Origin of the sequence: Isoptericola luteus, assembly GCF_020297055.1 — a bacterium.
Lineage (GTDB): Bacteria > Actinomycetota > Actinomycetes > Actinomycetales > Cellulomonadaceae > Isoptericola > Isoptericola luteus.
In genome coordinates this window covers 65,350-88,294 of the sequence record NZ_JAIXCQ010000004.1, presented here as the reverse complement: position 1 = coordinate 88,294, position 22,945 = coordinate 65,350, and the positions used below count along the sequence as shown (strand labels likewise).

Below are 22,945 nucleotides of genomic sequence, written 5' to 3'. Positions count from 1 at the left end.
CACCAGTCTCCCCGCCCCGACGGCCGCCGCCGGCAGGACGCGGCGGTCCCGGCCGGGGGATTGACAGAGTTCGAACATGTGTTCGACACTGGGGTAGCGGGAGACCGCGGAGCACGGGAGGTGCGCGATGCTGGCCGAGACGAAGACTGGGACGTCCGCTCGGACGAGGTCGGGCCATGCGGCGCGGCGCGGGCCGGGCCCGGTGCCGTCGCACGACCGCGTCCCCCGTCCCGCCGGTCCGCCGGCCCGGGGCGGCACGGACCCGGAGGTCGACCGGCTCCTGGCCCGTTCGGACGCCGAGCTCGCCGCGGCGGCGACCGCGTCCGACCCGGCGGAGCGGTTCGAGCACGGGCACCTGGCAGCGCTGCGCGCGGCGGCGGCGGTGGTCGCGCTGCGCGGCCGTCCCTCGCCCCGCACCGGCGCGCGGTCCGTGTGGGACATGCTGGCGCGGGTCGAGCCGGACCTCGCGCCGTGGGCGGGATACTTCGCCTCGGGCGCCCGGCTCCGGGTCGCGATCGAGGCGGGGCACGGGGAGCAGGTCACCGCGCGTCGGGCCGCGGAGCTCGTCGCCTGCGCGGAGGACTTCCGCGACGAGGTGGGGATCCTGGTCGACCCCGACGGCGGTTTCGCCCTGCGACTGCACGCCGCGCCGGCGGCGTCGTGAGCCGCGGCCCGCGGGCGGCCGGGGCGTTCCGCGACTGGGGCTCGGACGAGTCGGGCACGTCGATCCTGCACGTCGACATGGACGCCTTCTTCGCGTCGTGCGAGCTCGTCCGCCGTCCCGAGCTGCGCGGGCGGCCCATGGTGGTGGGCGGCCAGGGGCGAGGCGTCGTCCTCGCGGCCACCTATGAGGCGCGGGCGTTCGGCGTGAGGTCGGCCATGTCGATGGCCGCCGCGCTGCGCCTGTGCCCCCACCTGGTGGTCGTGCCGCCCGAGCACGGTCTCTACCACTCGGTCTCCGAGTCGGTGATGGAGATGCTCGGCGAGGTCACCGCGCTCGTCGAACGGGTGTCGGTCGACGAGGCGTTCCTCGACGTGTCCGGTGCCCGCCGGCGCCTGGGCAGCCCGACGCAGATCGGCGCGCGCCTGCGCGAACGGGTGCGCGCCGAGCACGGCATCACCTGCTCGGTGGGCATCGCGCAGAACAAGTTCGTCGCCAAGCTGGCGTCGACCCACGCGAAGCCCGACGGGCTCATGCTCGTCCCGGCGGCCGCCACCGTCTCGTTCCTGCGCACCCTGCCGGTGGGGGCGCTGTGGGGCGTGGGGGAGAAGACGGAGGCGGCGCTGGCACGCTGGGGCGTCACGACGGTCGCCGAGCTCGCCGACTGCGACGTGCCGTCGCTGCAGGCGGCCGTCGGGAGCGTCGCGGGCGCCCATCTGCACGACCTGGCGTGGGGTCGTGACCCGCGGCCGGTCGTGCCGGGCCGCGAGGAGCGCAGCGTCGGGGCGGAGACCACCTTCGCGCGGGACCTGTGGGACCTCGGCGCCGTCGAGGACCGCGTGCTCGAGCTGGCCGACCGCGTCGCCGCGCGGATGCGCCACCAAGGGGTCGTGGCCCGGACGGTCTCGGTCAAGGTGCGCACCAGCGACTTCCGGACACTGACGCGCGCGCGGACGCTCGGCACGCCCACGGACGTCGCGCGCGAGATCTTCCTCGTCGCGCGCGAGCTGCTGGCCGCCGCCGACCTGCGCGGCCTGCCGGTGCGGCTGGTCGGTGTCCGCGGCGAGAACCTGCAACAACGTGCGGGTCTCGCGGAGCAGCCGACGCTCGAGGAAGCCCTGGACCCGCGCCGCGAGGCACGCCGTGAGGTGGAGGTCACGCTCGACGCGGTGCGGGAGAAATTCGGTCGGTCGGCCATCAGACTGGGCGCCTCGGGGACCCGGGGGCCGCAGGAGCACCCGCCGACTACCGCGCCGGGCGCGGCGGGCCTATCCTGAGGGGGATAACGTTCCACCGCGAGACCCGGGGGGACTCGATGCCTCTGTCCGAGTACGAGCAGCGAGTGCTGGAGCAGATGGAGCGCGCGCTGAGCAGCGACGACCCTCGTCTGGCCAACACGCTGCAACAGGCGCGCCGTCGCTCGCCGATGCGCTATGTCCTGGCCGGTGTCGGCGTCGTGGTCGGCATGCTCCTGCTCGTGGTCGGCGCGATGACCTCGCAGACCTGGGTCGGGGTGGCCGGGTTCGTCCTGATGTTCGCCGGCGTCGCCTATGCGTTCGCCGCACCCCGCAAGTCCGGGCCGGCCGGCGTCGTCCGGGCGGACGGGACGGTGGATCCGTCGACGCAGCCCGGCCGCGCGCCGCGGCCCGCGGCCTCCGCCCCCGCCCGTCCCGCGCAGAACAGCAAGGGGCCCGGATTCATCGCGCGCCTCGAGGAGCGCTGGGAGCGTCGTCGTCAGCAGGGCCACTGACCCCGACGGCACTCGTGCGCGAGTGACGTACCGCTCATGAGGACGGGCCCCTCGGCTGATGCCGGGGGGCCCGTCCTGTGCGGTGGTCTCGGACCTCAGGGCTTGCCGAGCTGCTCGGCGAGCCCAGTCGTCACGGAGCTCGTGAGCGACTCGAGCCGCTCCGGGTCCACGTGCTCCGGCGTCAGGGCGTAGCGGGACTGCTCCACGGTGTCGGCCAGGGCGCCGAGGTCGTCCAGGACGTCACCCGCGACGGGCCGGCCCGACCGCTCCGCGACCTTACCGGCGATCGCTTCGGGAGCCCGGCGCAAGGTCGTGGGCGGGGGCAGTCGGACGCCACCGGCGGCCAGGGTCGCCACCACCTGGGACCAGGCGCGCTCGGGGTCGAGCGGTGGCGTGTCGCGCCGTCGCCGGGCCAGGAGGACGAGGAACAGGGCGACGACCCCCGCACCGAGCGCCGCGGTCACGCCCCACACCCAGGCAGGCACGGAGTCGTCCACGGGCGGCGCGGCGACCTGCGGGGCCTCGGACGCCGAGGCCGCCTCGCTCGGTGCGGCGTCGGCGGTCGGCCGCTCGTCGAACTCGTTGGCGGTCGGCACGGGTGCCGCGGCGCCGTCGACCTCCGGGACCGTGTACTGCGGCGCGGCGCCCGTCTGCTGTGCGGGGGTCGGCTCGAAGCGGACCCAGCCCGCCCCCTCGAAGTAGATCTCCGGCCAGGCGTGCGAGTCCTCGCCGGTGATCTCCCACGACGTCTCGTCGGTGCGCTCGCCGGGCAGGTAGCCGACGGCGATCCGGGTGGGCAGCCCGAGGGACCGGGCCATCACCACCATCGTCGTGGCGAACTGGATGCAGTAGCCGGTCCGATGCTGCAGGAAGTCCCACACCGGGTCGCCGGTGCCGCCACGGGGCAGGGTCGTGGAGTACGTGAACCGGCCGGCGTCACGCAGCCAGCGCTGCAGGGCGACGGCCTGGTCGTACCCGGTCGCGGCGTCGCCGACGACGTCGCGCGCCGTCTGCGCGATCTCGTCGGCGTGCGCGGTGTCCGGGATCTGGGTCAGGGCCTCGTCGAGGTCCGCGGTGCCCGCGTCCTGCAGCGCCTCGGGGGTCAGGTCGCGCGACCGCACGCCCAGGACGTAGGACTCGCCGGGGTCGGTGCGCGCCCCGATCACCTCGTCGCGCGACGGGTCGTAGCGCCACGGTTCGTCGGTGGTGACGGTGCGCGGGTCGATCGGCAGCGGGAGCTTGTCGTCCCGGAGCTCGCCGACGGTCAGGGAGACCTCCTGCGTCCGGAGTGAGGCCGGTGGCTCCTCCGGCCACAGGACGTCGGCGGGGGCGAACTCCTCGCCGTCGCGCTCGGCACCCCGCTGCCACCTGCGGCCGTCGAACGCGGTGGCGGTGTAGCTGCGCAGCGGGCCGACGGAGAGGTCCTCGGACCCCTCGTACCGCAGGACCACGGCGCTCGACCGCTCGGTGAGGCTGCTCAGGATGTCGAGGTCCTCGGCGAGCCGGATCGTGTCGCCCGTGGTCGTGAAGGCCCGGTACCAGCCGCCGGCCACGCCGGGCAGGGCGGCCGAGGCCGTCCCCACGAGGCCGGCGAGGATCGCGACCGTCATGGCCGCGGCGGTGGTGACCAGGGCGCGGGAACGCTCGGCCCGGCGCACGGGGGCGGGCGGACGCTCGCCGGAGCGTCGCGCCCGCGCGCCGACCGGGCCCTCGAGCGTGAGCAGCAGCAGCAACGCGGTGACGGTGACGACGAACACGCCCCAGCTGACCTCGCCGGTGAGCACCAGCGGCGGGCCCCACAGCGCGAGCAGCGGGAGGCCCACGGCCGCCGGTCGGCGCAGCCCGCCCGCGAGAGCGTCGGCGAGGAGCAGGACGCCGAGGGTGCCGCCCACCGCCAGGAGGGCGATCGGGAGCGCACCCGTGACCGGGGCGACCTCCGACCGGGCGATCTCACCGGCCTCGCCGAGCCGCGAGATCGCGCGACCGACGTGGGCGGGACCGACGACGAGGGCGAGGTCGGCGGTCGGGCCCCCGAACCGCGCGAGGGTGAACCAGGCAGCCACCACGGCACCCGCCAGCGTCGGCAGCACCGACCCGGACTCGGTCGCGCCGGCCCCGCGACGGGCCCGACGGCGACGCTCTACGAGCACGCGGGTGGTGATCGTCGTGCACGTCACGAGCGCGATCCCGACGAGGCCCGCGCGTACCCACCACCCCGGCACGATGATCGTGGTCAGGGAGAGCATCGACGCGGCGACGGCGACGGCGACGAGGAGGCCCAAGGCCACGGTCCGGACCACGGGCCCGGAGTGTGCGGGGATCATGCGGCCCGCTCCGTCAGGAGGGCCCAGGCGCGGTCGGCGGGCGTGCCGGCAGGGCAGACCGCCACCTGCCAGCCGGCGTGCCGCAGGTCGGTCGCGGTCCGCTCGGCGTCCAGACCGCCGCGCGGGTCGGACGGCGCCACGACGACAGCCCAGCAGGTGCCGTCGCTCGCGAGCGACGCGACCTCGGAGCGCGCGGCGTCGGGCAGGGGGGCCAGGACGGCGACGGTGATCTCCGCCTGGGTGCGGCCCAGCCGCAGGGACCGGGCGGTGGCGGCCACGGCGCTCTGTGCCTCGGCCGCGGTGCGGTGGCCGTGCAGGTCGACCGCGGCGTCGAGGACCGCGGAGCGCCCGGTGCGCGCGCCCGGGGCGAACCCGGTGGCCCCGGCGCCCGTGGACACGAGCCGCGCCGGGTGCCCGGAGTCGAGGAACGACACGGCGACCGACGCCGCGAGCTCGACCGCGTGCTCGGCGTCCTCGAGCTGGCGCACCCCGCGCTGCGTGGGCCACGACCCGCCGCGGTTGTCGGCCGGGGGCGGCAGGAGGGAGCAGTCGAGCAGGACGGTCACCGGCCGCACCCCGGCGCTCTCGTCGGCACGCACCATCAACCGGCCCTGGCGCGCGGAGACCGCCCAGTGCACCCGTCGCGGGTCGTCGCCGGAGACGTACTCGCGGAGCACGGAGTCGTCGGTGGAGGCGAGCCGGGCCCCGGTGGCGATGTGGTCGACGTCGCCCAGCACGCGGGTGCGGGTGGGCAGCGGGAGCGTCCGCGGTCGCACCGCGACGAGGCTCGGCTCGCCGAGCGACTGCGTCGTGCGCACCAGGCCGAACGCGTCCGTGCGCGTCGTCAGGAGAGGGCCGAGCGGCCACCGGCCACGCCGGGTGGGGTGGAGCGTGTAGCCGACCGTGATCCGGTCCGGGTGGGCGGTCACCCGCGCGCGGATGCCCTGCGGCCCGGCCAGCTCGTGCGCGGCCTGCTCGGACAGCCGCAGGCGGGCGAGCCGTTCGTACGCGGCGCCGGTGCGTGACCGCGCACCGACGACGAGCCGGACCGCGGTCGACCGGTCGCGCACGACCGGGTTGGGGGTGAGCTCACGGGCCACGACCAGCGCACCGCGGCCGGCGTCGAGCCGCTGGACCCCCATCACGGCCCAGGCGCACCCGACCGCGAGCATCCCGGCGGCCCCGAGGCCGACGACGTCGGGCAGCTCGAGCAGGATCCCGACGAGCACCAGGACGCCGCCGGAGATCAGCAGCGCGTACCCGCGGCCGGTGAGGCGCACGCGGGCGAGGCGGCCCAGGGCGGCGCGAGCGGGGCTCGGCGTCGTGCCGGGCGCCGGTGCCCCGGGGCCCGGGGCGGTCTCGCTGACCACGGCGGCGGCCTCAGCGTCCGAAGGGGCGGACAGGCATGCCGGTGCGGGCGCCGGGGACGCCGGTCCGCTGCACGATCTCGGTCACGACGTCCTCGGCGGTCGTCCCGGCGAGCCGCGACTCGGTGCTCAGGATGAGGCGGTGGGCCAGGACGGGCACCGCGAGGCCCTGGACGTCGTCCGGCAGCACATGCTCGCGGCCGGACATGGCGGCGAGCGCCTTGGCCACCCGCAGGAGCTGGAGCGAGGCACGCGGCGAGGCGCCGAGCCGGAGCCCGGCGTGCGACCGGGTGGCCCCCACCAGGTCGAGCACGTACTGCTTGACGGCCGGCGCCGCGTGCACGGAGCGCACCAGCGTCGCGAACCTCGCCATGTCGGCGCCGGTGGTCACGGGTGCGAGGTGCGCCAGCGGGTCCGCGGACTCCTGCCGGTCGAGCATGGTCATCTCGGCGTCCGGATCCGGGTATCCGACGGTGAGGCGCGCGGTGAAGCGGTCGCGCTGGGCCTCCGGCAGCGGGTAGGTGCCCTCCATCTCGACGGGGTTCTGCGTGGCGACGACGAGGAACGGGCGAGGGAGCGAGTAGGTGGTGCCGTCGACCGTGGTCTGGCCCTCCTCCATGCACTCCAGGAGCGCGGACTGAGTCTTCGGCGACGCCCGGTTGATCTCGTCGCCGATGACGACGTTGTTGAAGACGGGCCCAGGCCGGAACTCGAAGTCGTGCGTCGCCGACCGGAAGATGTTCACGCCCGTGAGGTCGCTGGGCAGCAGGTCCGGCGTGAACTGGATCCGGCCCACCCGGCAGTCGATGCTGCGGGCCAGGGCCTTGGCCAGGGTGGTCTTGCCGACCCCGGGCACGTCCTCGATGAGGAGGTGGCCCTCCGCGAGCAGCACGGCGACGGTGACGTCTGCCAGGCCGGCCCGGCCCGCGACGACGGACTCCACGGCGTCGCGCACCTTCGCGGTGGTGCCGACCAGGTCCGCGATCCCTCGCGCGAGGTCCTGGGAGCGCAGCGGGCCGCTCGCGGTGGGCGTCGACGGCGCATCGATGTGGGGCTGCACGTGTCCTCCGGGTGCCGGGCCGGGGCGGTGACCCGGCCTGCCTGTGGTGGGGTCACCCACCGACCTTCTCGCAGCGTAGTGGAACCGCCGCCGCAGATGTGCCTTCCGTCACAGGTCCCCGGCGGGTGATCTGCTGCCCGTGCGCGACCCGCGCCGCCGCCACGGACGGGGGCGGACGGGGGTGCACGAGCCGCGCGAGGCGTCCACCCGGCACCGGTGGGGGAGCGATGGGGAGAACTCCCCGGCCTATGAGCGGGCCCGGTGGAGCAAAGTGGAGTAGCGTGGAGGGCGCGGGAGCGCGAGGGGAGGTGCGGGCCGTGGCCGGAGTGCTGGGGGAGGGATTCCCGGGGTCTGGACTGCTGCTGGGCACGTACACCCCCAAGCTCGACGAGAAGGGCCGGTTGATCCTCCCGGCGAAGTTCCGTGCTCGCCTCGCTCCCGGCCTCGTCCTGACGCGGGGGCAGGAGCGCTGCCTGTTCCTGCTCCCCATGGACGAGTTCGGCCGCATGTACGAGCAGGTCCGGCAGGCCCCGGTGACCAGCCGCCAGGCGCGCGACTACCTGCGCGTGTTTCTGTCGGGCGCGAGCGACGAGGTCCCGGACAAGCAGGGTCGCGTGGTGATCCCGCCGGCGCTGCGCGCGTACGCCGGCCTGGAGCGGGACGTCGCGGTGATCGGCGCCGGCACCCGTGTCGAGGTCTGGGACGCCGCGGCGTGGGAGACGTACCTCGCCGAGCAGGAGTCGGCGTACTCCGACACGGCGGAGCAGCTCTTCCCGGACCTGCAGTTCTAGGCCGTTCCCGGCGGCCCGGCAGGACCCACAACAGCACAGCGGCACCACAGGTACATCAGGTACATCAGCCACATGAGCACAGCAGGACACGAGCACCACGAGACCGGCCCGGCCGGTGAGGCCTCCAGCCGCGAGAGTCTGACGCACTTCCCCGGCGCCAGAACACGCGGAGGGAGACCTGACCGGCCGGCCCCGGCGGGACGCACCACCACGACCGACCACACGACGGCACGACCGCGACGAGCGAGAGGAGGACCAGTCATGACCGACGACGCCACCAAGGACGCGACCACGCCAGAGCAGGGCTCTGGGCCCACGCCCGGCGGGGCCGGCTCTCGCGCCCCGGGGCGCCCGGCGAGCGACCGGCACCTCCCCGTGCTGCTGCAGCGCTGCGTGGACCTGCTCGCGCCGGCGCTCGCCACCCCCGGCAGCGTGCTGGTCGACTGCACGCTCGGCATGGGCGGGCACACCGAGGCGGTCCTCGAGCAGGTGCCCACCGCGCGCGTCCTCGGGATCGACCGCGACCCCCAGGCGCTGGCGCTGGCCGGGGCACGGCTGGCCCGTTTCGGCGAGCGGTTCACGCCGGTCCACGCGGTGTACGACGAGATCGGTGAGGTCGTGGCCGAGCACTCCCCGGGCGGCGTCCAGGGCGTGCTGATGGACCTCGGGGTGTCGTCCCTGCAGCTCGACGAGGCCGACCGCGGGTTCGCGTACGCGCACGACGCCCCCCTCGACATGCGGATGGACCAGTCGGGCGGGATGACGGCGGCCGACGTGCTGAACACCTATGCCGAGCGTGACCTCGCCCGGATCCTGCGCGAGTACGGCGAGGAGCGGTTCGCCCCCCGGGTCGCCCGCGCGATCGTGCGCCGCCGCGAGGAGCGCCCGTGGGAGCGCACGGCGGAGCTCGCGGAGCTGGTGCGCGACGCCATCCCCGCGGCGGCGCGCCGCACGGGCGGCAACCCGTCCAAGCGCACCTTCCAGGCCCTGCGGATCGAGGTGAACGGCGAGCTGGAGGTGCTCGAGCGCGCCGTCCCCGCGGCGATCGAGGCGCTGGCCACCGACGGGCGGGTCGTCGTCGAGGCGTACCACTCGCTGGAGGACCGGATCGTCAAGCGGGCGCTGGCGCGCGGCACGACGTCGAGCGCCCCGCCGGGGCTCCCGGTCGAGCCCGAGACCCACCGGCCGTACCTCGAGGCCCTCACGCGGGGCGCGGAGGAGGCCGACGAGGCCGAGCTCGAGCGCAACCCGCGCTCGGCGTCGGTGCGGCTGCGTGCCGCCCGCCGCCTGCGCCCGACGCCGTCCCACCTGCTGCCCCACCCGACCACCAAGGAGGCCCGCCGATGAGTGCCCTGCGTGCCCCGGCCGCGACCCCGAGCCCCAGGACGACCGCGCCGCGCCGCGCGCCGTTGACCCCGCTGGCCGGGGGGGCCGAACGTGGGCGGCGGCTCGACGCCGTGCGGGCGCCCCTGCAGGCGACGTCCGGCGCGCCGTTCCTGGTGCTGTGCGCCGTGATCCTGGCGGGAGCGCTGCTGGCGGCGCTGCTGCTCAACACGACGATGGCCCGCGGCTCGTACGAGTCGGCGTCGCTGCAGCGCCAGGTGGCCCGGGTCGCCGAGGACGTGCAGGCCAAGCAGGCGCAGCTGCGGGCGGCGGAGGCGTCGCTCGACGACCGGGCCCGGGCTCTGGGCATGGTTCCCGCCGAGAACCCCACGATGATCAGCGTCGAGAAGCGCAGCACCGTCGGGACGGACCAGGACTCGGACGGCTCGGGTACGCCGTGACCTCCGGCGGCGGGGCGACACGCCCGCGCCGGGGTCACGGTCCGGGCGCCGGCGCACCGCAGAATCGGGGGGTGGCACCCCGATCGACGAGCGGCGCCGGCCGCCGCGGCACGTCAGGCACGTCAGGCACGTCAGGCACGTCAGGCACTGCCGGCAGGTCCGGTGGCGCGCCGCGGCGGACGTCGGCCTCCCGGACGTCGGCCTCCCGGACGTCGGCCCCGCAGAAGTCCTCCCCGCGCAAGCAGCCCGCGCGCCCGGCGTCCGCCACGACGTCGGCCCCGCGGACCCGCGCGTCGGGGACGTCGGCCCCCCGCGCGGGCGGGTCGGGGACGTCCGCCGCGGCCAGGGGCGTCCGGAAGACATCGGCGCCCGAGCGCCGTCGGCCGTCGCGCACGGCTCCGCCGCGGCGCTCGGCGCCCCGTCCCGGGACGCCGGAGCAGCGGCAACGCTGGCTGATCGTGATCGCGGCGCTCGTCCTGACGGTCTTCGTCGGCCGGCTGGTGCACGTGCAGATCTTCCAGGGCCCCGCGCTGGCGAGGGAGGCGCAGGCGATGCGCACCACCTCCGACGTGCAGCTCGCGCACCGCGGCGACATCGTGGACGCGAACGGCCGCGCGCTCGCCACGAGCGTGGACCGGTACACGATCATCGCCGACCAGCAGGCCATCCAAGGGTTCCGCGGCGGGGAGCGGGTGGAGACGTCCACGGGCGAGCCGGTCCAGGACGGCGCCCTCGGCATCGCGCAGCTGCTCGGACCGGTGCTGGACGAGGAACCGGCCGTGCTGGCCGCGCGGCTCAACGGCGAGGACCGGTACGTCCCGCTCAAGCGTGACGCGGTGCCCCAGGTGCAGCGCGCCGTCGCCGACCTGGGGCTGCGCGCCTACATCAGGACGGAGCAGACGTCCCGCCGCACGTACCCGGCGGGGGAGGTGGCCGGCACCCTGGTCGGCTTCCTGAACGCCGACCAGGAGGGGCAGGGCGGCATCGAGGGCGCGTACGACGACCTCCTGGCGGGCACCGACGGCCGGACGACGTTCGAGCAGGGGCGCGACGGGGTGATGATCCCCAACGCGCCGGTCGAGGCCACCCCCGCGGTCGCGGGAAGCGACGTCCAGCTGACGGTCGACTCCGACATCCAGTGGAAGGCCGAGGAGCTGCTCGACGAGGCCGTGTCCGCGACGGGCGCCAGGTACGCGATGGCGGTCGTCTCGGAGATCTCCACCGGCAAGGTCCTCGCCCTGGCGGACTCGGGCGACGTCGACCCCAACGACCGTTCCACCGCGGCGGTCGCGGACGGCTCCCGCGCCGTCAAGGACGTCTTCGAGCCCGGGTCCACCGGCAAGGTGATCACCATGGCGGCCGCCCTGGAGGGCGGCTACTGGGAGCCGGGCAGCCGGTTCGAGGTGCCGTACCGCTACGAGACCCCGAACGGGCAGTCGTTCCGGGACTCCCACGAGCACCCGGTGCAGCACCTCACCCTGGCCGGGGTGCTGGCGCACTCGTCGAACACGGGCACGGTGCAGATCGGGGAGAAGATCCCTCAGCAGGTGCGTCTCGACTACCTGCGCAAGTTCGGGCTCGGCGAGCTCACCGGCCTGGGCCTGCCCGGAGAGTCCAAGGGGCTGCTGCCGTCGAAGGAGAGCCTCGCGAACGACCCGCGCACCCCGTACACGATCCTGTTCGGCCAGGGGCTGGCGGTGAACGCGCTGCAGGCCACGCAGGTCTTCTCGACCATCGCGAACGACGGCGTGCTGGTCGAGCCCAGCCTGTTCGCCGGGTCGCGCGCCGCCGACGGCACGTTCACGCCGGCGCCCGCGCCCGAGGAGACCCGGGTGGTGTCCACGAAGACCGCGAGGTCGGTGCTGCGGATGCTCGAGTCCGTCACGGGTGACGAGGGCACGGCGTCCTCGGCGCGGGTGCCTGGGTACCGCGTGGCCGGGAAGACGGGGACCGCCCAGATGTTCCTGCCCGGTGGCGCCACCACCTACATGGCCTCGTTCATCGGGGTGGCGCCCGCCGACGACCCGAAGTACACGGTGTCGGTGTTCCTGCGCAGCCCGCACTCGTCGATCTACGGTGGCGTGACGGCGGCGCCGGTGTTCAGCGACCTCATGGGGTACACGCTGCAGAAGGCGGACGTGCCGCCCAGCGGGACGAGGTTCGACCCGTACCCCCTCACCTGGAAAGACGGCTCGTGACCGGTCCCCGCGCGGGGAGCGTGACCCTCGCCATGGGACCTGGGCCGGGTACCAGGAGCGGGCCCCCCAGAGGGTAGGTTCTTCTCCGTGACTTCCCCGCATCCCCGCATCCGGCCGGAGGGCACCGCGCCCCGCCGGGTGCGGGACCTCGCACTGGCCTTCGGGTTCGAGGTGACGTCGCCGGCCCCGCCCCACGGCGCGGACGTCGTCGTCTCCTCGGTGGCCTCCGACAACCGCGTGGTGGCCGACGGCGACCTGTTCGTGGCCCTGCCCGGCGCGCACGCGCACGGCGCACGGTTCGCCGCGGACGCGGTGGCGCGCGGCGCCCGCGCGGTCCTCACGGACGCCGACGGCGCCGCCTTCCTCGCGTCCGCGCCCGGGCTCGTGTCGACGCCCGTGCTCGTGGCCCCGGACCCTCGCGCGGTGCTCGGGCCCGTCGCCGCGTGGGTGTACGGCACCCCGGCGGACCGGCTCATGACGTTCGGCGTCACGGGCACCAACGGCAAGACCACGACGACGTACCAGCTCGACCACCTGCTGCGTGCGCTCGGCTGGACCGGCGGCCTCGTCGGCACCGTCGAGATGCGCGTGGGGGACCGCGTGCTGCCCAGCCGGCTCACCACGCCGGAGGCAGCGGACCTGCAGGCGCTGCTCGCGGCGATGGGCGAGCAGGGCGTGCGCACGCTCGCCATGGAGGTCTCGTCGCACTCGCTGTCGATGCACCGGGTGGACGGCGTCGAGTTCGGCGTCGTCGGCTTCACGAACCTGAGCCAGGACCACCTGGACTTCCACGGGGACCTGCAGACCTACTTCGACGCCAAGGCCGCGCTGTTCACGCCCGCGCACGCGCGCCGGGGCGTCGTCGTGGTCGACGACGTCTGGGGCGAGCGGATGGCGGCGGCGGCACGCGTGCCGGTGGCCACGGTGCGCACCCGGGCCGCGCGGCCCGGCGAGGCCGCCGCGGACTGGACCGTGACCGACGTCGTGCCCCACGGCACCGGCTCGGCCTTCGTCCTGACTCACGCCGACGGGCGCACGCTGCGCACCTCCACGACCCTGCCGGGCGACTTCAACGTGGCGAACGCGGCACTCGCCGCGGCGATGGTCCTCGAGGGCGGGGCGCACCTGGACGACGTCGTCCAGGCGCTCGCGGCCGCGGGCGGCTTCAGCGCGCGCGTGCCCGGACGCATGGAGGTCGTCGGTCCGGGCGGGGACGGGAACCCCCGGGTGGTCGTCGACTTCGCGCACAACACGGACGCGCTCGAGCTCGCGCTGGCAGCGCTGCGACCCACCACCGCGGGGCGGCTCGTCGTCGTCTTCGGTGCGACGGGGGACCGGGACAAGGGCAAGCGCCCCTCGATGGGCGCCGCCGCCGTCGCCGGCGCGGACGTCGTGGTGCTCACGGACGACGACCCGCACGGGGAGGACCCCGCCGCGGTGCGCGCGGCCGTGCTCGACGGCGCGCGCGCCGCGCAGGCCGTGGCCCGCGAGGCGGGCCGGGAGGTCGAGGTCGCCGAGGTCGCGCCCCGCGCGGAGGCGATCGCGCGCGCCGTGCGCACCGCGACACCCGAGGACACCGTGCTCGTGGCCGGACGCGGCCACGAGACCATCCAGGAAGTCGCCGGCGTCGACGTCGAGCTCGACGACCGGGTCGAGGCCCGCCGGGCGCTGCAGCAGCGCGCCGGTCACGAGGGCGCCAAGGACGAGAGGACCACCACCGCATGATCGATCTGACCGCCGCCGACGTCGCCGAGGCGACAGGGGGACGGCTGCACGCCGAGGCGGGGACCCGGGTGCACGGCCCGGTCGTCGTCGACTCGCGCCGGGTGGAGGCCGGGTCGCTGTTCGTGGCGCTGGGCGGCGAGCACGTCGACGGCCACGACTTCGCCGCGGCCGCGGTCGGCGCGGGGGCGACCCTCGTGCTGGCGGCGCGCGAGGTCGAGGGCGTCCCCACCGTCGTCGTCGACGACGTGCAGGTCGCGCTCGGCGAGCTCGCCCGCGCGGTGCTCGCGCGGGTCCGCGCCGCGGGCGACCTGCGTGTCGTCGCGGTCACGGGGTCGGTGGGCAAGACCACGACCAAGGACCTGCTGGGTCAGGTCCTGCGGGCAGGGCGGCCGGCGGACGCCGTCGTCGTGCCGGCAGGCTCGTTCAACAACGAGATCGGCCTGCCGCTGACCGTGCTCCAGATCACCGCGGACACCCGCGCCCTCGTGCTGGAGATGGGCGCCGACGCCCCCGGGAACATCGCCTACCTCACCCGGATCGCGCCGCCCGACGTCGGGGTGGTGCTCGCCGTGGGGACGGCCCACGTCGGCAAGTTCGGCTCCGTCGAGGCGATCGCGGCCACCAAGGCCGAGATGGTGGCCGGGGCGCTGCCCGGCGGCACCGTCGTGCTCAACGCCGACGACCAGCGGGTCGCCGCGATGGCGGCGGGCGCCGACGGACGACGCGTCGTGACCTTCGGGACGATCCCGTCCGCCGACGTGCGGGCCGACGACGTCGCCGTCGACGCGTCCGGCCGGGCGTCGTTCACCCTGCAGGGCGCCGGCGCCCCGGCGCGGGTCGACCTGCGCCTGGTCGGCGCGCACCACGTGAGCAACGCGCTGGCGGCCGCAGCCGCGGCGACGGCGCTCGGCACCGACCTCGCGGACGTCGTCGCGACGCTGGGTAGCGCGTCCGCGCTCAGCCCGCACCGCATGGCGGTCACCGAGCGGCCCGACGGTGTCACCGTCGTGGACGACGCCTACAACGCCAACCCCGACTCGATGCGGGCCGCGCTGCGGACGCTCGCCGTCATGGCCGGCCGCACGCGGCGGTCCGTCGCGGTGCTCGGCGAGATGCTCGAGCTCGGCGACTCCGCGCGCGCCGCGCACGACGCCATCGGCCGGCTCGTGGTGCGATTGAACGTCAAGCTCCTCGTCGTCGTCGGCGAAGGGGCCTACCACATCCACGAGGGAGCCATGCAGGAGGGGTCCTGGGGAGAGGAGTCGGTCTTCGTGCCTGACCTCGACGCCGCGCGCGGCGTGCTCGCAGACGAGCTCGCGCCCGGCGACGTCGTGCTCGTCAAGTCCTCGCTGGGGGCGGGGCTGTGGCGGCTGGGCGACGAGCTCGCCGCCGGTACCCCGGCCACGTCGCAGGCCGGCCCGCAGGTCACCGGGGAGGTCGCCCCGTGATCGCCATCATCGCCGCGGCGGCGGTCTCGATGATCGTCGCGCTGTTCGGCACCCCCCTGTTCATCCGGTTCCTCATCCACCGCAACTACGGCCAGTTCGTGCGGCAGGACGGCCCTACCGCCCACTTCACCAAGCGCGGCACCCCCACGATGGGCGGCGTCGTCATCATCGGCGCCACGCTGGTGGGCTTCGCGGTGTCGATGGCGGTCGCGGGACGCCCGCCCAGCGCGTCGGCGTGGCTGTGCCTCTTCCTCATGACCGGTCTCGGCCTGGTCGGGTTCCTCGACGACTTCACGAAGATCCGCAAGCAGCGCTCCCTCGGGCTGACGGCCAGGGCCAAGATCGTGGGGCAGGGCTTCGTCGGCATCGGCTTCGCCGTGCTCGCCCTGCAGTTCCCCAACGACAACGCGCGCACGCCGGCCTCCACGCGGATCTCGTTCCTGCGCGACACCAACCTCGACCTCGCGTTCGCCGGCATCACCGTGGGCCTGATCCTGTTCGTGGTGTGGGCGAATTTCCTCATCACCGCCTGGTCCAACGCCGTCAACCTCACCGACGGCCTGGACGGGCTGGCCACGGGCGTGTCGCTCATCGTGTTCGGCGCGTACGTGCTGCTGAGCATCTGGCAGCTCAACCAGTCGTGCCAGCGCCTCGCCGCCGCCGGCCCCCGCTGCTACGAGGTGCGCGACCCGCAGGACATGGCGATCATCGCGGCGGCCATCTGCGGCGCGTGCGTCGGCTTCCTGTGGTGGAACGCCAGCCCGGCGAAGATCTTCATGGGCGACACCGGCTCGCTGGCCCTCGGCGGCGCGCTCGCTGGCATCTCGATCCTGTCCCGCACCGAGATCCTCGCGGCGATCATCGGTGGGCTCTTCGTCATCATCGTCATGTCGGACGTCATCCAGATCGGCTTCTTCAAGATGACCGGCCGGCGGGTGTTCAAGATGGCGCCGCTGCACCACCACTTCGAGCTGTCCGGGTGGGGCGAGGTGACGATCGTCATCCGGTTCTGGCTGATCGCGGGCCTCTTCGCCGCCCTCGGCATGGGCGTCTTCTACGCCGAGTGGGTGGTCACGTGACGCCGGACCTGACCGTCGGCCTCGGGGAGGCGCGCGTCGTCGTCGCCGGGCTCGGGGTCACGGGCCGTGCGGTGGCGGACGCGCTGGCGGGCCGGGTGCGCTCGCTCGTGACCGTCGACACCCGCGCCGAGGGCGCCGACGTGCGCGACGCGGACGACCCGCGACGCGCGGCGGAGGTCGTCGCGGCGGCCGACCTGGTGGTCGCGTCCCCGGGCTGGCCCCCCTCGTCGCCCCTGCTGGCCGCCGCGGCGGAGTCCGGGGTGCCGGTCTGGAGCGAGGTGGAGCTCGCCTGGCGGCTGCGGACCGACCGCGGGCCGGCGGACGACGGGGCCGCTCGTGGCCCGGCGCCGTGGCTCGGGGTGACCGGGACGAACGGCAAGACCACCACGGTGGAGATGCTCGCCTCGATCCTGGGGGCCGCGGGCCTGCGCACGGCCGCCGTCGGCAACGTGGGCGCCCCACTCGTGGCGGCGGCGCTCGACCCGTCCTACGACGTGCTCGCCGTCGAGCTCTCCAGCTTCCAGCTCCACTTCACCGGCACGACGTCGTTCGAGGCCGCGGCGGTGCTGAACCTGGCGCCGGACCACCTCGACTGGCACGGGTCGTTCGAGGCCTACGCCCGCGACAAGGGCCGCATCCTCGACCGCGTGCAGGTGGCCTGCGTCTACAACGTGGCCGACCCCGCGACGCGCGAGCTGGTCGAGGAGGCCGATGTCGTCGAGGGCGCCCGCGCCGTCGGCTGCACCCTCGGCGCGCCCGCGCTCGGTCAGGTCGGCGTCGTCGAGGACGTGCTGGTCGACCGCGCGTTCCACGCCGCGTCCGGCACCCGGGAGCACCGCACGCACGCCACCGAGCTCGCCACGCTGGCGGACCTGGCGCACCTCGCGCCCCCGGGCGCCCCGCCGGCCCCGCACGTCGTGGCGGACGCGCTCGCGGCGGCGGCCCTCGCCCGGGCGCACGGGGTGCCCGCGGTTGCGGTCCGCGACGGGCTGCGCGCGTTCCGGCCCGGCGCGCACCGCATCGCGCTCGTGCGGGAGCTGGGCGGGGTCTCCTACGTGGACGACTCGAAGGCGACCAACGCGCACGCGGCCGCGGCCTCCCTCGGTGCCTGCGCGGCGGGCACCGTCGTGTGGGTCGCGGGCGGCCTGGCCAAGGGCGCGTCGTTCGACGAGCTGGTCTCCGGCCAGGCGGACCGGCTCCGCGCCGCCGTGCTCATCGGCGCCGACCCGGCCCCCCTGCGCGACGCGCTGGCCCGACACGCCCCGCAGGTCCCCGTCGTCGTGGTCGATCCCGGCGACACTGGTTCCGTGATGCGCCGGGCCGTGGCGGCCGCGCAGGGTCTCGCCCGCGAGGGCGACACCGTGCTCCTCGCCCCGGCGGGCGCGTCGATGGACCAGTTCGCCTCCTACGCACGGCGCGGGGAGGCCTTCGCCACGGCGGTCCAGGAGCTGACCGGGACGCCGTAGGCGACGCACGAGGCACGGGGGAGCGCATGGCGGTGACGACGGGGACCACGCGGCCGGCCGCCGGTCGCACGGACCGGCCCTGGCTGGGCCAGTGGAACTCGACCGTGACGAGCTACTACCTGCTCGTCGGGGCCACCGGCCTGCTGCTCGTCATCGGCCTCGTCATGGTGCTGTCGAGCTCCACGATCGAGTCGATCTCCCGAGGGGACTCGCCCTACCTGGCGTTCCTCACCCAGGGGCAGTACGCGCTCATCGGCCTGCCCCTGATGCTCGTCGCGTCGCGACTGCCCGTGCGCTGGTACAAGCGGCTCGCCTGGCCGGCACTGCTCGTGGCGGTGGCGCTGCTCGTCGCGGTGATGATCGTCGGGGACTCGGTGAACGGCAACCAGAACTGGCTCCCGATCGGGCCCGTGCGGATCCAGCCCTCCGAGCTCGCCAAGCTGGCGCTGGCCCTGTGGCTGGGGGCCGTGCTGGGCCGCAAGCAGCACCTGCTCGGGCGGTGGGGGCAGGCGATCGCACCGGGCGGCATCGGCATCGTGGTGGTCGCCGGGCTGGTCGTCGCCGGGCACGACCTGGGCACGGCGCTCGTCATCGCGCTGCTCGGGCTGGGCGCCTACTGGGTCTCCGGAGCCCCGGCGACGATGCTCGCCCTCGGCGGCGGGGCCGCCGCCGCGTTCGTGGGCTGGTTCCTCATCCTCAACCAGGACGGCAGCGACCGGCTCGACCGGATCCTGGCCACCTACGGCACCTGCGCGGACAAGCAGGGGGAGTGCTACCAGTCCATCCACGGCCTGTACGGGCTCGGCACCGGCGGCCTCTTCGGCGTCGGGCTCGGCGCCAGCCGGGAGAAGTGGAACTATCTCCCGGAGGCTCACAACGACTTCATCTACGCGGTCGTCGGCGAGGAGCTCGGGCTGTTCGGGACCCTCCTCGTGCTGGCGCTGTTCGCGGTGCTCGGCGTCGCGATGGCGCGCGTCGTGCGGCGGCACCCGGACCCGTTCGTCAAGATCACGACGGCGGCGATCGCCTGCTGGATCGTCGGGCAGGCGTTCATCAACATCGGCGTGGTCATCGGGGTGCTGCCCGTGATCGGCGTCCCCCTGCCGCTCGTCTCGGCGGGCGGTTCGGCTCTGGTGACCACGATGATCGCGCTCGGCGTGGTCATCAGCTTCGCGCGCACCGAGCCGGGCGCGGCCGACGCGCTCGCCGCCCGGGCAGGTGTCGTGCGCCGGTCCGTCGGTGTCCTCTCACGACGCCGCGGGCGCGGCCGAGGAGGTCCCCGCGGCCGATAGGGTCCGGGGTGTGAAGAGTTCTGCAGTCACCTCCGTCGTGCTCGCCGGCGGCGGCACGGCCGGCCACGTCAATCCCCTCCTCGCCGTCGCGGACGAGCTGCGGTCCAGGGAGCCCGAGGCACGGATCATCGCGCTCGGCACCACCACGGGCCTGGAGGCGGAGCTCGTCCCCGCCCGCGGGTACCGGCTGTGGCCCGTGCCGCGCGTCCCGCTGCCGCGCCGCCCCAGCGTCGACCTCCTGCGGCTGCCCGGCCGCCTCACGTCCGCCGTGCGCGCCGCGGAGGCGGCGATCGACGAGATCGACGCCCAGGCCGTGGTCGGCTTCGGCGGCTACGTCTCCACGCCGGCGTACCTCGCGGCGCGGCGGCGGGGTGTCCCCGTGGTGATCCACGAGCAGAACGCGCGCCCGGGGCTCGCCAACCGGCTGGGCGCGCGCTGGGCCGCTCGCGTGGGCGTCACCTTCGCCGGTACCGAGCTTCCCGGCGCCACCGTCGTCGGCCTGCCGCTGCGCGCGGAGATCGGCGCGCTGGTCGAGGAGCGGGAGCGGGACGCGGCCGGTGCCCGCGTGCGGGCCGCCGACGCGCTCGGCCTGGACGCCACCTCGCCCACGCTCGTGGTCACGGGCGGGTCGTCCGGGGCGGCGTCGGTCAACGCGGCCCTCGCCGGTGCCGTCGACGCCCTGCTCGCCGCCGGCGTGCAGGTGCTCCACCTCACCGGCAAGGGCAAGGACGTCCCGGTGCGCACGGCGGTCGAGAACGCCGTGCTGGCCGGGGGTCACGAGGCCGCCCGGTACCAGGTGCGCGAGTACCTGTCGGAGATGCACCTGGCGCTCGCCGTCGCCGACCTCGTCGTGGCGCGGTCGGGCGCGGGCACGGTGTGCGAGCTGGCCGCTCTCGGCGTCCCGGCCGTGTACGTGCCGCTGCCCATCGGCAACGGGGAGCAGCGGCTCAACGCCGGTCCGCTCGTCGAGGCGGGCGGCGGGCTGCTCGTGGACGACGCCGACCTGACGTCCGCGTGGGTCGCGCGGCAGGTTCCCGCGCTCCTGGGTGACACGGGCCGGCTCGCGTCGATGGCCGCCGCGGCGCGGGCCGCCGGCGTGCGGGACGCCGCGGCGCGGGTCGCGGACCTGGTGGGCGAGGCCGTCGCGGGTGGCGCGGCGCCGTCCGGGCAGCAGGCATGAGCGGCGAGCACGGCCCTGGCGCCGGGGCGCCGCCGCTGCCCGTCGAGGCACTCGGGCGGGTGCACCTCGTCGGGGTGGGTGGCGCGGGCGTGTCGGTCGTGGCGCGGCTGCTCGCGGCGCGCGGCGTGCCCGTCCAGGGGTCCGACGCCGCCACGTCCCCGGCGCTGGACGCGCTGCGGGCCGACGGCGTGCACGTCTGGGTGGGGCACGACGCGGCGCACGTCGTGGGCGCCGACGGCGACCCGCTCGTCGACTCGGTCGTCGTCTCCTCCGCCGTGCGGGAGTCGAACCCGGAGCTCGTGGCGGCACGGGCAGCCGGGATCAGGGTGCTCCACCGCTCCCAGGCGCTCGCGTCCCTCATGGTCGACCGGCGCGCGGTCGCCGTCGCCGGGGCGCACGGCAAGACGACGACCTCGGCCATGGTCGCCACCGTGCTGCGCGCCTGCGGCGTGGACGCCTCTTTCGCGATCGGCGGCACCGTCCGGGTGCGCGACGCGGACAGCACCGAGCACGCGGTCCCCGGGGGCTATCTCGGCACGTCGGACGTGCTCGTCGCCGAGGCCGACGAATCGGACGGATCGTTCCTCAACTACGCACCGACGATCGCCGTCGTGACGAACGTCGAGCCGGACCACCTCGACCACTACAGGTCGCAGGAGGCGTTCGAGCAGGCGTTCGTGGCGTTCGCCGGGCACATCGCGGTCGGTGGCGCGCTCGTCGCCTGCGCCGACGACCCGGGCTCGGCGGCGCTCGCCGTGGCGCACCGCGCCGCGGGCGGGCGCGTCGTCACGTACGGGCTCGCCGCCGACGCCGACGTGCGGGTCCGCGACGTCGTCCCGGGCGCGGGCACCGTGAGCGCCACCGTGGGGGGCGGGCCGCTCGGGGACGGGCCGTACGCGTTGCGCCTGGACGTCCCCGGGGCGCACAACGCGCTGAACGCGACGGCCGCCGTCGTCGCCGCGGTGCTCCTTGGGGTCCCCGCGGACCGGGCGGTGGCCGGGGCCGGGACGTTCGTCGGCACGGGCCGGCGCTTCGAGCTGCGCGGCGAGGCCGCGGGGGTACGGGTCTTCGACAGCTACGACCACCACCCGACGGAGGTCGCGGCCCTCCTGCGGGCCGCGCGGCCCGTGGCGGGCGACGGGCGGATCGTGGTCCTCTTCCAGCCGCACCTGTACTCCCGCACCCGGATCTTCGCGCAGCGGTTCGCCGAGGCGCTGGCGCTCGCGGACGAGGTGGTGGTCACGGGCGTCTACCGGGCGCGCGAGGACGTCGACCCTGCCGTGGGCGCGCACACCATCACCGGTCTCGCGCCGCGCACCGTGACGGGCGGCGCGGTGCGCGCGGTCGAGGACCGGGCCGAGGCCGCGCACGTCGCGGCCCGCGCGGCGCGGCGGGGAGACATCGTGCTCACCGTGGGGGCGGGCGACGTCACCGAGCTCGGCCCGGTGATCCTCGCGGACCTCGCCGACCGTGCCGGCCGCACCGACCGCACCGACCGCACCGACCGCACCGATCACTCGGTGGGTGCGGTCCGCGACGGTGGTACGGGGCCCGGCGGGGCCGCCGACGGCGTGGCGGGGCCCGTCGGGCCCGGCACTGAGGAGAGCATGGACTGATGCGTCCCCCGCCCCGCCCGCGCCCCGCGCCCCGGACGCCCGCGCGCCGCGAGCCGGCGACGGGCGGGACCCCGCGTGCCGGGTCGTCGTCCCGCCCGCGCACCGGCTCCGTCCCCCGCGCGGGCGGGGCGGCCACCGCGAAGGGCGGAGCGAAGGCCGCGCCGAAGGCTGGTCCGAAGCCGGCGCCGGGCCGCTCCACGCCGCCGTCGAAGCCCGCGTCCAAGCCGGCGTCCAAGCCGGCGTCGAGGGCCGGCGCGGACGCCGCGTCCAAGCCCCCGCCGAGGGCGGGCGGCACGGCGGTCGGCACGGCGGTCGCCGTGGCGGACAGCCAGACCCCGCCGCGCGTGTCCACGGCGATGGCCGACCGGCTCGCGGAGCGCACCGCGATGCGCCGGCACCGCGCGTGGCGCCGCGTGCTCACGTGGACACTCGTGCTGGTGGTCGGCGGCGGCCTCGTCGCGGGGGCGCTGTGGTCGCCGGTGCTGGCGCTCGAGCCGGGGGAGGTCCAGGTTTCCGGCGAGGGCACCACGGTGGACCCCGAGGCGGTGCGCGAGATCGTCGAGGCCTCGGTCGGGGTGCCGCTCCCGCGGCTCGACACGGTCGCGATGCGCCAGGAGATCCTCGAGGTGCGGGGGGTGAAGGACGTGAGCCTGACCCGAGCCTGGCCGCACGGTCTCCGCGTGGCGCTGACCGCCCGGGTCCCGGTGGCGGCGGTCCCGACCGACGACGGCTACGTCGTCCTGGACAACGAGGGCGTGCGGCTCGCCACCCGGCTCAAGGCACCGAAGGGGTTGGCGCAGGTCACGGTGCCGCTGGACGACGCCCGCGCGCTCCAGGCCGCCCTGCACGTGCTGACCGCGCTGCCCGACGGGCTCGCCGGGAAGGTCACGGAGGCGAGCGCGGGGACGCAGGATGCCGTCGAGACCGTGCTGGACGACGGCACGACCGTGCGCTGGGGGAGCAGCGAGGACATGCCGCTCAAGATCTCCGTCGTGGCCACGCTGCGCGAGGTGGCGCCGGACGCCCGCACGCTCGACGTCTCGTCCCCTGAGCTTCCGGTCACCCGGTGAGCCGTCGTGGTGGGTCGGATGGCGCGGTCCGGCGGTCGCGCGGTCGGCGGTGGGCGCGGCGAGGTCGCCGGTGGGCCTGTCGGTGGGTCCGGCCGGTGCGACACGCCGAGACACGTCCGTCGTCGCGTCCGGCC

General features: G+C 75.7%; 18 protein-coding genes. 15 read left to right on the top strand and 3 right to left on the bottom strand.

Translation table 11 applies throughout. The features are described from left to right. Positions 1-202: 202 nt before the first annotated feature. From LEP48_RS07295 to LEP48_RS07285, 3 genes are read left to right on the top strand one after another with little or no spacing between them, the layout of a single operon-like run. Positions 203-664, top strand: a complete 462-nt coding sequence (locus tag LEP48_RS07295) for an SAV_6107 family HEPN domain-containing protein (protein WP_225564931.1) — start codon at positions 203-205, stop codon at positions 662-664. Then, positions 661-1,938, top strand: a complete 1,278-nt coding sequence (gene dinB / locus LEP48_RS07290) for a DNA polymerase IV (RefSeq protein ID WP_225564930.1) — start codon at positions 661-663, stop codon at positions 1,936-1,938. The genes LEP48_RS07295 and dinB overlap by 4 nt, the downstream gene beginning before the upstream one ends. A 38-nt stretch (positions 1,939-1,976) precedes the next feature. Further along, the gene (locus LEP48_RS07285; protein WP_225564929.1) at positions 1,977-2,411 is read left to right on the top strand and encodes a DUF3040 domain-containing protein; all 435 of its coding nucleotides are present in this window, start codon (positions 1,977-1,979) and stop codon (positions 2,409-2,411) included. Positions 2,412-2,506: 95 nt separating this feature from the next. Here the strand turns inward: LEP48_RS07285 and LEP48_RS07280 are convergent, their stop codons facing one another. The 3 genes from LEP48_RS07280 to LEP48_RS07270 are packed head-to-tail and all read right to left on the bottom strand — an operon-like array spanning position 2,507 to position 7,114. Continuing rightward, positions 2,507-4,735 carry a transglutaminase TgpA family protein gene (locus LEP48_RS07280; protein ID WP_225564928.1) on the bottom strand — a complete coding sequence of 743 codons (2,229 nt, stop codon included), beginning with the start codon at positions 4,733-4,735 and terminating at the stop codon, positions 2,507-2,509. Beyond that, the gene (locus LEP48_RS07275) at positions 4,732-6,105 is read right to left on the bottom strand and encodes a DUF58 domain-containing protein (protein ID WP_225564927.1); all 1,374 of its coding nucleotides are present in this window, start codon (positions 6,103-6,105) and stop codon (positions 4,732-4,734) included. Before LEP48_RS07275 ends, LEP48_RS07280 begins: the two co-directional genes overlap by 4 nt. Before the next feature lie 10 nt (positions 6,106-6,115). Then, positions 6,116-7,114 (bottom strand): AAA family ATPase, encoded by a 999-nt coding sequence (locus LEP48_RS07270; protein WP_422723814.1) that lies wholly within the window; start codon positions 7,112-7,114, stop codon positions 6,116-6,118. Between the two features lie 404 nt (positions 7,115-7,518). Here LEP48_RS07270 and mraZ point away from each other — a divergent pair, with 404 nt between their 5' ends. The 12 genes from mraZ (at position 7,519) to LEP48_RS07210 (ending at position 22,811) form a co-directional block, all read left to right on the top strand. After that, positions 7,519-7,953 (top strand): division/cell wall cluster transcriptional repressor MraZ, encoded by a 435-nt coding sequence (mraZ, locus tag LEP48_RS07265; protein WP_225565178.1) that lies wholly within the window; start codon positions 7,519-7,521, stop codon positions 7,951-7,953. 261 nt (positions 7,954-8,214) lie between these two features. Next, positions 8,215-9,300, top strand: coding sequence for a 16S rRNA (cytosine(1402)-N(4))-methyltransferase RsmH (gene rsmH / locus LEP48_RS07260; protein ID WP_225564926.1), 1,086 nt, complete (start codon positions 8,215-8,217; stop codon positions 9,298-9,300). Next, entirely contained in the window at positions 9,297-9,737 is a 441-nt protein-coding gene (gene ftsL, locus LEP48_RS07255) for a cell division protein FtsL (protein WP_225564925.1), read from the top strand. Before rsmH ends, ftsL begins: the two co-directional genes overlap by 4 nt. Positions 9,738-10,195: 458 nt before the next feature. Next, a complete protein-coding gene (locus tag LEP48_RS07250; RefSeq protein WP_225564924.1) occupies positions 10,196-11,935 on the top strand; it encodes a peptidoglycan D,D-transpeptidase FtsI family protein in 1,740 nt (579 codons plus the stop codon). Between the two features lie 87 nt (positions 11,936-12,022). Then, entirely contained in the window at positions 12,023-13,660 is a 1,638-nt protein-coding gene (locus tag LEP48_RS07245) for a UDP-N-acetylmuramoyl-L-alanyl-D-glutamate--2,6-diaminopimelate ligase (protein ID WP_225564923.1), read from the top strand. Next, positions 13,657-15,108, top strand: a complete 1,452-nt coding sequence (locus LEP48_RS07240) for a UDP-N-acetylmuramoyl-tripeptide--D-alanyl-D-alanine ligase (RefSeq protein ID WP_225564922.1) — start codon at positions 13,657-13,659, stop codon at positions 15,106-15,108. Before LEP48_RS07245 ends, LEP48_RS07240 begins: the two co-directional genes overlap by 4 nt. Continuing rightward, positions 15,105-16,187, top strand: a complete 1,083-nt coding sequence (gene mraY / locus LEP48_RS07235) for a phospho-N-acetylmuramoyl-pentapeptide-transferase (RefSeq protein ID WP_225564921.1) — start codon at positions 15,105-15,107, stop codon at positions 16,185-16,187. Before LEP48_RS07240 ends, mraY begins: the two co-directional genes overlap by 4 nt. After that, complete coding sequence (gene murD / locus LEP48_RS07230) at positions 16,184-17,653, top strand: UDP-N-acetylmuramoyl-L-alanine--D-glutamate ligase (RefSeq protein ID WP_225564920.1); 1,470 nt, start codon at positions 16,184-16,186, stop codon at positions 17,651-17,653. Before mraY ends, murD begins: the two co-directional genes overlap by 4 nt. Before the next feature lie 26 nt (positions 17,654-17,679). Then, positions 17,680-18,945 (top strand): putative lipid II flippase FtsW, encoded by a 1,266-nt coding sequence (gene ftsW / locus LEP48_RS07225; RefSeq protein ID WP_225564919.1) that lies wholly within the window; start codon positions 17,680-17,682, stop codon positions 18,943-18,945. A gap of 10 nt (positions 18,946-18,955) precedes the next feature. Then, complete coding sequence (murG, locus tag LEP48_RS07220; RefSeq protein WP_225564918.1) at positions 18,956-20,125, top strand: undecaprenyldiphospho-muramoylpentapeptide beta-N-acetylglucosaminyltransferase; 1,170 nt, start codon at positions 18,956-18,958, stop codon at positions 20,123-20,125. Then, positions 20,122-21,741 carry a UDP-N-acetylmuramate--L-alanine ligase gene (gene murC / locus LEP48_RS07215; protein WP_225564917.1) on the top strand — a complete coding sequence of 540 codons (1,620 nt, stop codon included), beginning with the start codon at positions 20,122-20,124 and terminating at the stop codon, positions 21,739-21,741. The genes murG and murC overlap by 4 nt, the downstream gene beginning before the upstream one ends. After that, a complete protein-coding gene (locus tag LEP48_RS07210) occupies positions 21,741-22,811 on the top strand; it encodes a cell division protein FtsQ/DivIB (protein WP_225564916.1) in 1,071 nt (356 codons plus the stop codon). Before murC ends, LEP48_RS07210 begins: the two co-directional genes overlap by 1 nt. The last annotated feature ends 134 nt before the right edge of the window (positions 22,812-22,945 follow it).